The sequence below is a fragment of the Shimia sp. genome, from assembly GCF_041624275.1.
Taxonomy (GTDB): Bacteria; Pseudomonadota; Alphaproteobacteria; order Rhodobacterales; family Rhodobacteraceae; genus Shimia.
The window spans coordinates 1-9875 of the sequence record NZ_JBFJVE010000118.1; the positions used below are offsets into that span (position 1 = coordinate 1).

At 65.6% G+C, this 9875-nt stretch carries 12 protein-coding genes; 3 read left to right on the forward strand and 9 right to left on the reverse strand.

Going from position 1 to position 9875, the window contains the following annotated elements:
- Positions 1 to 342 (forward strand): glutamate ligase domain-containing protein (locus tag ABZD10_RS10225; RefSeq protein WP_372886284.1); only part of this gene is annotated, 342 nt, incomplete at its 5' end.
- Positions 343 to 616: 274 nt separating this feature from the next.
- On the opposite strand, the gene zapE is transcribed toward ABZD10_RS10225, so the two are convergent.
- Positions 617 to 1684, reverse strand: a complete 1068-nt coding sequence (gene zapE / locus ABZD10_RS10230) for a cell division protein ZapE (RefSeq protein ID WP_372886304.1) — start codon at positions 1682 to 1684, stop codon at positions 617 to 619.
- A gap of 147 nt (positions 1685 to 1831) precedes the next feature.
- On the opposite strand from zapE, the gene ABZD10_RS10235 reads away from it, so the two are divergent.
- Positions 1832 to 3064, forward strand: a complete 1233-nt coding sequence (locus tag ABZD10_RS10235; protein ID WP_372886286.1) for an MFS transporter — start codon at positions 1832 to 1834, stop codon at positions 3062 to 3064.
- A gap of 17 nt (positions 3065 to 3081) precedes the next feature.
- Here the strand turns inward: ABZD10_RS10235 and ABZD10_RS10240 are convergent, their stop codons facing one another.
- The 7 genes from ABZD10_RS10240 to mbfA all read right to left on the reverse strand — a co-directional run bounded on the left by ABZD10_RS10240 (position 3082) and on the right by mbfA (position 8899).
- Positions 3082 to 4020: an alpha/beta fold hydrolase gene (locus ABZD10_RS10240; RefSeq protein WP_372886288.1), complete on the reverse strand. Its 939-nt coding sequence runs from the start codon at positions 4018 to 4020 to the stop codon at positions 3082 to 3084.
- An 8-nt stretch (positions 4021 to 4028) separates the two neighbouring features.
- Positions 4029 to 4937, reverse strand: a complete 909-nt coding sequence (locus ABZD10_RS10245; RefSeq protein WP_372886290.1) for an ornithine cyclodeaminase family protein — start codon at positions 4935 to 4937, stop codon at positions 4029 to 4031.
- Entirely contained in the window at positions 4934 to 5554 is a 621-nt protein-coding gene (locus ABZD10_RS10250; protein ID WP_372886292.1) for an HAD family hydrolase, read from the reverse strand. The genes ABZD10_RS10245 and ABZD10_RS10250 overlap by 4 nt, the downstream gene beginning before the upstream one ends.
- Before the next feature lie 18 nt (positions 5555 to 5572).
- A complete protein-coding gene (locus ABZD10_RS10255) occupies positions 5573 to 6025 on the reverse strand; it encodes a YaiI/YqxD family protein (protein ID WP_372886294.1) in 453 nt (150 codons plus the stop codon).
- 3 nt (positions 6026 to 6028) lie between these two features.
- Entirely contained in the window at positions 6029 to 6862 is an 834-nt protein-coding gene (fghA, locus tag ABZD10_RS10260; protein ID WP_372886296.1) for an S-formylglutathione hydrolase, read from the reverse strand.
- 89 nt (positions 6863 to 6951) lie between these two features.
- A complete protein-coding gene (locus ABZD10_RS10265) occupies positions 6952 to 7881 on the reverse strand; it encodes an AEC family transporter (protein WP_372886298.1) in 930 nt (309 codons plus the stop codon).
- 43 nt (positions 7882 to 7924) lie between these two features.
- Positions 7925 to 8899, reverse strand: coding sequence for an iron exporter MbfA (mbfA, locus tag ABZD10_RS10270; RefSeq protein ID WP_372886300.1), 975 nt, complete (start codon positions 8897 to 8899; stop codon positions 7925 to 7927).
- 120 nt (positions 8900 to 9019) lie between these two features.
- On the opposite strand from mbfA, the gene ABZD10_RS10275 reads away from it, so the two are divergent.
- Positions 9020 to 9646: a TetR/AcrR family transcriptional regulator gene (locus tag ABZD10_RS10275; protein WP_372886301.1), complete on the forward strand. Its 627-nt coding sequence runs from the start codon at positions 9020 to 9022 to the stop codon at positions 9644 to 9646.
- A 16-nt stretch (positions 9647 to 9662) separates the two neighbouring features.
- Here the strand turns inward: ABZD10_RS10275 and ABZD10_RS10280 are convergent.
- Positions 9663 to 9875 (reverse strand): OST-HTH/LOTUS domain-containing protein (locus ABZD10_RS10280; protein ID WP_372886302.1); only part of this gene is annotated, 213 nt, incomplete at its 5' end.

Below are 9875 nucleotides of genomic sequence, written 5' to 3' on the forward strand. Positions count from 1 at the left end.
AACGCCGCCGCCGGGCAGGCGCTGGCCAAGGTGCTGGCCGATCTGCCGAAACGGCCGACGCATCTGATCTGCGGCATGCTCAACACCAAGGATGTCACCGGCTATCTGAGACCACTCGCGGCCCATGCCGAAAGCCTGACCGCGGTGTCGATCCCGGGCGAGGCCAACACCCTGACCGCCGCCCAGACCGAAGAGGCCGCCCGCGCCGTCGGATTTCGCGCGCGCACGGCAGAGACCGCCGCCGAGGCCCTGTCGGCGATCGCCGCGCAGGACCCCGAGGCACGGGTGCTGATCTGCGGATCGCTGTATCTGGCGGGGGCCATTCTGCGCGAAAACGGCTGAGCCCGGCGTGGCCGAAAAGAAAATACCGAATCAAAACAACCGATTCGAAGAAAGGCGATTCGCGGCCCATTGACTGCCCCGAATCACTGCGCCTATAGTCATGGCAATTGGTGGTTCCCCTGCGAACAATAAGCAATAATCGGGGAACCCTGGCGGTCATACGGGACAGGCAAAAAAGGGGGTGCGGATGCGCCCCCTTTTCGCGTTTCAAGACCTGCCGCGCCGCCCGCTCCCCCGCCCGTTTCCCGAAAGTACCGGGCAGCCAGTGCAGGGCTCAGCCGTCGTCCTGCCCCCAGTTTTCGTCCTGCATTTCGCGCAGGCGGCTGGCGGTGCGTTCGAACTCGAAGGTGCCCTCGCCCTCGATATACAGCATCTCGGGCTCGGCGGCGGCGGAACAGATCAACCGCACCCGGGCCTCGTAAAGCGCGTCGATCAGGGTGACGAAACGCTTGGCCTCGTTGAAATTATGCCGTGACAGCCTTGGAATATCTTCGAGAATCAAGACCTTGACCGCATCGGCCACCGCCAGGTAGTCGCCCGGCCCGAGCATGGTGCCGCAAAGATCGAAGAACCGCGCCCGCGCGATGCCGTTGCGAAAGGCCGGCAGCACCACGTTGCGGCCCTTGACCACCAGCGTCAGCGGCGCTGCCTCGCCGCCGGTCAGATCCTTCCAGATCGCCTGGATATCGGCCCGTGCCTCGGTGCCGGCCTGGACGAAATAGACCTGGCTGCCCTGAAGACGGTTCTGGCGGTAGTCATTGGGGCTGACCAGTTCGCGGACATTGAGGCGTTGGTTGATAAGCTCGATGAAAGGCAGGAAAAGCTGCCGGTTGAGCCCGTCCTTGTAAAGATCGTCGGGCACCCGGTTCGAGGTCGTCACCACCACCACGCCGGCTTCGAAAAGCTGTTCGAACAGGCGCCCGACGATCATCGCGTCGGTGATGTCGGTGATCTGCATCTCGTCAAAGGCCAGCACCCGAACAGACTCGGAAACCGATTTCGCGACCGGCCGGATCGTGTCCTCGACGCCTTGCTGGCGCGCCACATGCATGGCGCTGTGAATCTCCTGCATGAAGGCATGGAAATGCACCCGGCGCACCGGCACGCCGAGCGAATCGACGAAGAGATCCATCAGCATCGACTTGCCGCGCCCGACACCGCCCCAGAGATAAAGGCCCTGCACCGTCTCCGGGGCGGACTTGCGGAACCAGGTCTTTTTCACCGGCCGTTCCACCTCGGCCCGGATCCGCTCGAATTCGGGCAGGATCGCCTCCTGGGCGTCGTCATGGTGAAAGTCGCCGCTGGCAACCTTGGCGGCATATATTTCGGGCAGAGTGCTCATGGTCTTCGTGCTCATGATCTTCCCTTACCCAATGGGCGGGGCGGAGAAAAGCCGGCGATTTGCCCTTGTGATATCTCTGTTCACAAATGCTGAATTGACGCCGCACCTGCCCGGCATCATCCTGCTGCGGCGAACACGGAGCCCCCAATGCAGAAAAGTCCGCCCCTCATGACCCCAGTCCTGCTTGCGGGCTGCGTCATCATCCTCGTGTCTTTTGCCATCCGCGCCAGTTTCGGTGTCTTCCAGATCCCGATCGCCGATGAATTCGGCTGGGCACGGTCCGAGTTCTCGCTGGCAATCGCCATCCAGAACCTGGCCTGGGGGATCGGCCAGCCGATTTTCGCCGCCATCGCCGAAAAATTCACCGACCGCAAGGCGCTGATCCTTGGGGCGCTGATCTATGCCGCGGGGCTGGTCCTGTCGTCCTTCGCGGTGACCCCGACGGCGCATCAGGTCCTCGAGATCCTGGTCGGCTTCGGGGTCGCGGGCACCGGGTTCGGAGTCATCCTCGCCGTGGTCGGGCGCGCCAGTTCGGACGAGAACCGTTCGATGTCGCTGGCGATTGCCACCGCCGCCGGTTCGGGCGGACAGGTCATCGGCGCCCCGCTCGCGGAATGGATGCTGGGCTTTCTCGACTGGCAGTCGGTCTTCGTCATCTTCGCACTGGCGATCCTTGCCGTCCTCCTGCTGCTGCCGGCGATGCGCGCCCCGACGGCAAGCCGGGCCGAACTCGAGGACAGCATGGGCGAAATCCTTGCCAAGGCCTTTCGCGACCCAAGCTACACGCTGATCTTCCTCGGCTTTTTCTCCTGCGGCTACCAGCTGGCCTTTGTCACCGCGCATTTCCCGGCGATGATTACCGAAATGTGCGCCGCCATCGACCCCTCGGGCGTTCTGGCCTCGGTCGGGGTGACCACGACATCGCGGCTCGGCGCGGTGGCGATCTCGCTGATCGGTCTGGCCAATATCGCCGGCACGCTGGCGGCGGGCTGGCTGGGCAAGCATTACCCCAAGAAATACCTGCTGGCCGGGATCTATCTCGGGCGCACGGTGACGGCGGCGGTGTTTATCCTGATGCCGATCACCCCGACCAGCGTCATCCTGTTCTCGATCGTCATGGGGGCGCTGTGGCTGGCGACGGTGCCGCTGACCTCGGGGCTGGTGGCGCATATCTACGGGCTGCGCTACATGGGCACGCTTTACGGTATCGTCTTCTTCAGCCACCAGCTGGGCAGTTTCCTCGGCGTGTGGCTGGGCGGACGCATGTACGACGCCCATGGCGACTATACGATGGTATGGTGGATCGGGGTCGGGATCGGCGCCTTCAGCGCCATCGTGCATCTGCCGATCCGCGAACGCCCGATGGCGGTCGCGGCCTGACTCACACGCGGCCTGACTCACATCAGATCGTCGGGCCGGATCAACGCCGGCCCCAGACGCTGCCAGAGGGCGGCGGTATGGGTGTAGACAAGGCCGTGCCCGGCATCCGGCAGGACGATATGTTCCGCCGCCGGGTTCCATTGCGACAGCCGATCACGGCAGGCGATCGGGATGACCTCGTCGCCGCCGCCCCAGACCGCCAGGGTCGGCAGGTCCAGCCCATGCAGGGCGAGATGGGCGTCATGGCAGTTGCGCCCCAGCATGGCCCTGACCGAAGACAGGACCGAGCGCAGGAAGCCCCGCCAGCGCAATTCATCGAGCTGGCGCGAGACGATATCGGGCACCGATGTCGGCAGATCGGCCTCGGCCCGCGCACCGCGCCGCAGGCTGTAGGGAAAAACGAGGTGAAACAGCCAGTCTCCCAACAACGGCAGCCCGCCCGTCAGCCGCACCCCGACCCCGAGATCATGCCCCATTCCCGCCGGCACCAGCAGCACCAACTGCCGAATGCGCGCCGGATGCCGGGCGGCAAACTCGGTCGCGATCGCCGCGCCCATGGAATTGCCGAACAGCGTGACCGGCCCGCTGACGCCCTGATCGTCCAGAAGCGCACGCAGCATCGCGTCGAAGAATTCGGCATCCTGCACCCCGCGCGGGCGGTCCGAAAGACCGCGCCCGTAAAGGTCGAAGCTGAGCACCCGGAACCCCTGTTCGTTCAGATAGGGGATCAGCCCGTCCCAGACGTAGGAGGGCGTTGTCAACCCGTGCACGCAGACCGCCACCGGGCCGGCCTCGGGCCCGTGCCAGCGATAGTAGACGCACCCCCCGGACAGGTCCGCGTGGCGGCCCGCCGGGTCTTGCGACGCGCGCCGGGACACCGGCCTGCGGCGCGCTTCACCCAGCAGCGGCCACAGGGCCAGCAGCGCCGCCGCCGCCGCGATCAGCCAGGTCGTCATGCCTGCCGTCATGCCCGCCAGCGGTCGAGGATGAAGCGGCTGGTCATCAGGTCGAGATGCGCCCCGCCGCCGTTCTTGAACAGGGTGATCTCGTCCTCGGACCGGCGCTTGAAGGCGGCGGGATCATAATAGTCGGCGATCACGTCGCCGCGCGCGATCACCCCCTGTTCGATCGGGGTCTTCAGCTCTCCGATATGCTCGATCGTGGTGTCGAAACTGTCGACGAAGATCCGCGAACGGCGCAGCGCCGCATCGTCGGCCTCGCGCATGTCGGGGCGATAGGCGCCGATCAGGTCGATATGCTGACCGGGGCGGAACCAGTCGCCGCGCAGCGTGGGTTCGGTCGACATCGTGGCCGAGGTGACGATGTCGGCGGCCCCTACCGCCGCCTCGAGATCGCGCGCGACCTTCAGCCCGTCGATCTCCTGCGCCATCAATTCGGCATTGGCCGCGGTGCGGTTCCAGACCGTGAACTCGGCATCTGGAAACAGTGCCTGATAGGCCGCATGCAGGTTGCGCCCCACCGTGCCGGCGCCGACGATCAGGATCTTGCGACTGTCGGGCCGGGCCAGTTTCCGGGCCGCCAGAAGGCTGTCGCCGGCGGTCTTCCACTTGGTCACGAGGTGGAAATCGACCAGCGCCTCGAGCTTGCCGAAACGATCGTCGAACAGGGTCACGGCGCCATGGATCAGCGGCTCGCCCCGGGCCGGGTTTCCGGCAAAGATGGTGGCAGATTTGACCCCGATCCCAAGCCCGTCGATCCAGGCCTGACGCTGCAGCAGCGTGTCTTCGCCGCGATAGAGCAGGCTGTCGGAAATCTCGGCCTTGGGCAGCCGGTGCCCGGCCTCGAGCGCCTCGGTCAACCCGAGCCAGTCGAGATTGGCCTCGCCGGCCTCGAAATCGATGATCGTGGTCATTGCGCATCCTCCTTGCTCAAAAGCCCCTCGGCCACCAGCCGCGCGGCCCAGCCCTCGGGGCCGGTGAAATGGTGGGTCTGCCAGCCGCGCGCCCGCGCCGCTTCGATATTGTCCTGCCGGTCATCGGTGAACAGAAGGCGATCGGGCGCGATGCCGCAATCGGCCTCGACATGGGCATAGATCGCCGGATCGGGCTTGATCAGCCGCAGCCGCCCCGAGACATATTCCCGGTCGAACTCGCGCAGGAAGGGAAAGGCCTGCTGCGACATCGGATAGTTGTCATGGCCGAAATTGGTCAGGGTGAACACCGTCACGCGGTTGCGTTTCAGCGCCCGCAACAGCCGCACCGAATGGGGAATTTCCGGCGCCGCCAGTTCGACCCAATGGTCATGCCACATGCGGATTTCAGCACCCCAGCGCGGGAAACGCTCGGCCAGGGGGAACACCACATCGGCAAGGGCCACGCCCTCGTCCACCCGCTGATGCTCTTCATGCAGCGGCACCTCGGAAAACAGCGCCGCGCGGCGCTCGGGTCCAATCACCCGGTCATAGAATTTCTCGGGCTGCCATTCGATCAGCACATTGCCGATGTCGAAAATCACCGCGTCGATGGTCATTGGGGTCTCTCGTTTCCGTCAGATTTTCCGCGCCGCGCGCAATTCGCGCTCGAGCGCATCAAGAAACCGCGCCCGGTCGGCCTTGGTAAAGCCGCGGCCGCCGCCCTGCCGGAAGGGGTCGGCGGCGCGCAGGTCGGCCATCAGGTCGCGCGTCGCCAGCACATTGCCGATATTGGCTTCGGTCAGCGCCTCGCCATTGTGTTTCAGCACCCGCGCCCCGGCGGCGACGCATTTGGCCGCCAGCGGGATGTCTGAGGTCACCACCACGTCGCCGGGGCCGGCCCGCTCGGCGATCCACATATCCGCCACGTCCGGCCCTTCGGGGACGATCACCGTCTGTACCAGCGGGTTCTGCGAGGGACGCAGCCCGCCATTGCTGACGATATGGATCGCCACCCCGTGCCGGGTGCCGACGCGCTCGGCCTCGGCCTTGACCGGGCAGGCATCGGCATCGACATAGATCGCGCTCATGGCTCAGTCCGCGTAAAGCGCTTCGGCGTGGAAGTTCACGTGGTCTTCCATGAAGGTCGAGACAAAGAAATAGCTGTGGTCATAGCCCGGCTGCATGCGGTGGATCAGCGCCTGGCGGCGGGCCGCGGCGGCACTGACCAGCGTTTCGGGGCACAGGAGGTCGACAAACTCGTCCTCGGCCCCCTGATCGATCAGGATCGGCCCGTCGAAACCGCGTTCGGCCATCAGCACCGAGGCGTCATGCGCCGCCCACTGGCCCTTGTCCTCGCCAAGATAGGCCCGAAGCTGCTTGCGCCCCCAGGTGGCGCCGGTGGGGTTGCAGATCGGCGCCAGCGCCGAGACCGAGCGGAAGCGACCCGGCAGCGACATGGCCATGGTCAGGGCGCCATGGCCGCCCATCGAATGGCCCATGATCGCCTGGCGGGTCATGTCGAGCGGGAATTCCTCCTGCACCAGCGACGGCAGGTCCTCGGTGACGTAATCCCACATCTGGTAGTGCGGCGCCCAGGGGGCCTCGGTGGCATTGACATAGAAACCGGCCCCCTGCCCGAGATCATAGGCCGCGTCGTCGGCCACGGCCTCGCCGCGCGGGCTGGTGTCGGGAAAGATCAGCGCGATGCCCTGTTCGGCGGCCCAGCCCTGCGCCCCGGCCTTGATCATGGCGTTCTCGTGGGTGCAGGTCAGGCCCGACAGGTACCACAGCACCGGCACCGGGCCGCCCTGTGCCTCTTCCGGAAGGAACAGTCCAAAGGTCATTTCGCAGCCGGTCGAATGCGATCGGTGCCCATAGACGCCCTGCACGCCGCCAAATGCCCTGTTTTCGGAAATCACTTCCATCTTGTCCTCCGGGTTCCTGTCAACTCCACAATGGCTAGCGCAGGGCGGGGGGCATGGACAAGAAAAACCGTGCCCGCGGGGCGGGTTATTTAGAGACCGCCGACCCAGGCGATGACCAGCGACACCGAGGCCACGCTGATCACGGTCGAGAACAGGATCGCCGCCGACACGCGCTGGGGCGCGACGCCGTAGTGCTGGGCCAGGATATAGACGTTTCCGGCCACCGGCAGCGCCGCGACGGCGATGATCACGCGGGCCGCAAAGGGATCGACCGGGAACAGCAGCAGCGCGCCGATGGCGACCAGGGCCGGGTGCAGCGCCAGCTTGCAGAAGGCCAGCCAAAGCGCCACCTCGGCGCGTTCGGCCGATTTCGAGGCCAGCGAGGCGCCGATGGCGAACAGGGCCCCCGGCGTCGCGGCGGCGCCGAGGATTTCCAGAAAGGCATTCATCGGCGCCGGGATCGGCAGCCGCAGCGCCGACCACACCAGCCCGGCCGAGATCGCCACGATCATCGGATTACGCAAAAGCCCCAGCCCGACGGTGCGCAGGACGGAAAGGCGCATGCGCCCCTCGCGCGATCCGGTGATCAGGATGACGATCAGGCTTGAGAACACGATCAGGTCCACCGCCAGCGCCAGGATCGTCGGCCCGATCGCCGCCTCGCCCATCAGCAGCGCCAGCATCGGGATGCCGAGAAAGCCGGTGTTGCCGATCGCGGCGCATTGCGCCTCGACCGCAGCCGTCGCCACGTCGAGCCGGCGCCAGAAGGCCACCGCGCTGGCTATGCCATAGACCGCGGCGGTGCCCCACAGGTAGGCACCGACCAGCGGCCAATCCAGCACCTCGGCCAGTGACAGGTTGGCGGAAAACCGGAACAGCATCGCCGACAGGGCGAAATAGAACACGAATTTCGTCAGATAGGCGGTCGCCTCTTCGCTGAAGAACCGGGTGCGGCCGGCCCAGTAGCCAATCCCGATCAGCGCGAAGAACGGCAGGGTCTCGAGGAAAATCGCCAGCATGGGGTCTATGTCTCTCTGTTTCGCGCCGGGCGGGCGGCGCGGCCTATCCGCTGCCGATCAGCACTCCGGCGCCGAACACCAATGCCCCGCCCAGCACCACCTGAAAGGCGGCGCGGAAGAAGGGCGTGTCCATGAAGCGGTTCTGGATCCAGGCGATGGCCCAGAGTTCGACGAAGACGATGAAGATGGCAACGCTGGTGGCGGTCCAGAAATCCGGGATCAGATAGGGCAGCGCATGGCCAAGCCCGCCAAGCGTGGTCATCACCCCCGAGGCAAAGCCGCGTTTCACCGGCGAGCCGCGCCCCGAAAGTTCCCCGTCATCCGAAGCCGCCTCGGTGAAGCCCATCGAGATCCCGGCCCCGACCGAGGCCGCCAGCCCGACCAGAAAGGTGGTCCAGGTGTCCTGGGTGGCAAAGGCGGTGGCGAAGATCGGCGCCAGGGTCGATACCGAGCCATCCATCAGCCCGGCCAGCCCCGGCTGCACCCATGTCAGGATGAACTGGCGCTTGGCCACGTCCTCTTCGCGGTTGCGGGCTCCGTCATCGATCAGCGTGTCGTCGAGCCGCTGCGCCGCCGCCTGATGACCGGCCTCTTCCGCCGCCAGATCGCCCAGCAGGGACCGGGTCGCCGCGTCGCGGGTGCGGGCGGCCGCCGCCTGATAGAATTTCTCGGCGTCGCGCTCCATGCGCGCGGCCTCGGCCCGGATGCGCTCCAGACCGAGGTTCTGGACCAGCCAGACCGGCCGGCGGGCATAGAACCCCGCCACGTGCTCGCGCCGGATCAGCGGGATCACCTCGCCGAATCGCGACTTGTGAAGATCGATCAACCGCCGGCGGTGCTCGTCTTCCTCCTCGGCCATGGCGACGAACATCTTCGCGGTGGCGGCGAAATCGGCGCGCAGCATCTCGGCGAAACTGCGATAGATGCGCGCGTCGTCCTCCTCCGAGGAAATGGCCAGCGCGATGATTTCCTGCTCGCTGAGATCACGAAAATGGCGACGTTGCGAAAAGAACCGCATATCCACTCCAGGTCAAAACTATTCGCGTCCAATGACTTCCAATACTGCGGCAAGAGTCAACCGCTTGAGGCAATGAAACCAAACAGTTTATATTCAGATTCCGAGTCGCAAGGGGATATGATGTCCACGCCATCGCAAACCATTCTCAAGGGGCGCAAATACGGGCAGGTCCTGCAGGGCGCCCGCGAGGTGTTTCTGCGCGACGGATTCGAGGGCGCCAGCGTCGACGACATCGCCCGCGCTGCGGGGGTCTCCAAGGCCACGCTTTACCGATATTTTCCCGACAAACGCGAAATGTTCATGGAAATGGCGCGCCAGCAATGCGCCCTTCAGGCCGAGACCATGATGCAGCAGATCGACCCCGAGGCCCCGGCCGAAGAGGTGCTGACCCGGGCCGCGCGGGGCATCCTGACCTTCATCCTGTCGGATTTCGGAATCCGGGTGTTCCGCATCTGCGTCGCCGAGGCCGACCGCTTTCCCGAACTGGGCCGGCATTTCTACGAGACCGGCCCGGCCATGGGGCGTCGTCATCTCGCAGATTTCTTTCAGCTGGCCAGCGCGCGCGGCGAACTCAGGGTCGACGACCCCGACCTTGCGGCAGCGCAATTCCAGGAATTGTGCAAGGCCGATATCTATCTGCGGGTGATCCTCGGCCTTGCCCCGGCCTGCAACCGGGCCGAATGCGACCGCATTTCCCGCGAGGCGGTCAAGACCTTCATGGCCCGCTATGGCGCCAAGGCGGGCTGAGCGATGGCGGCGCGGCTCAGGGCCGCCTGCGGATATGCAGCTGGGCGCCGCTCTTGCGGGTCTCGAATTCGTTCAGGCTCTTGACCAGATCGCTCAGCTTCTTGTGACCATAGGTCCGGGTGTCGAAATCGGAATGCTCGGCGGTGATGTACTGGCCAAGGGGGCCCAGCGCATACCAGTCGTCTTCCTGCTCGATCTTCTCCATCGCCGACAGGATCAGCGGAATCGC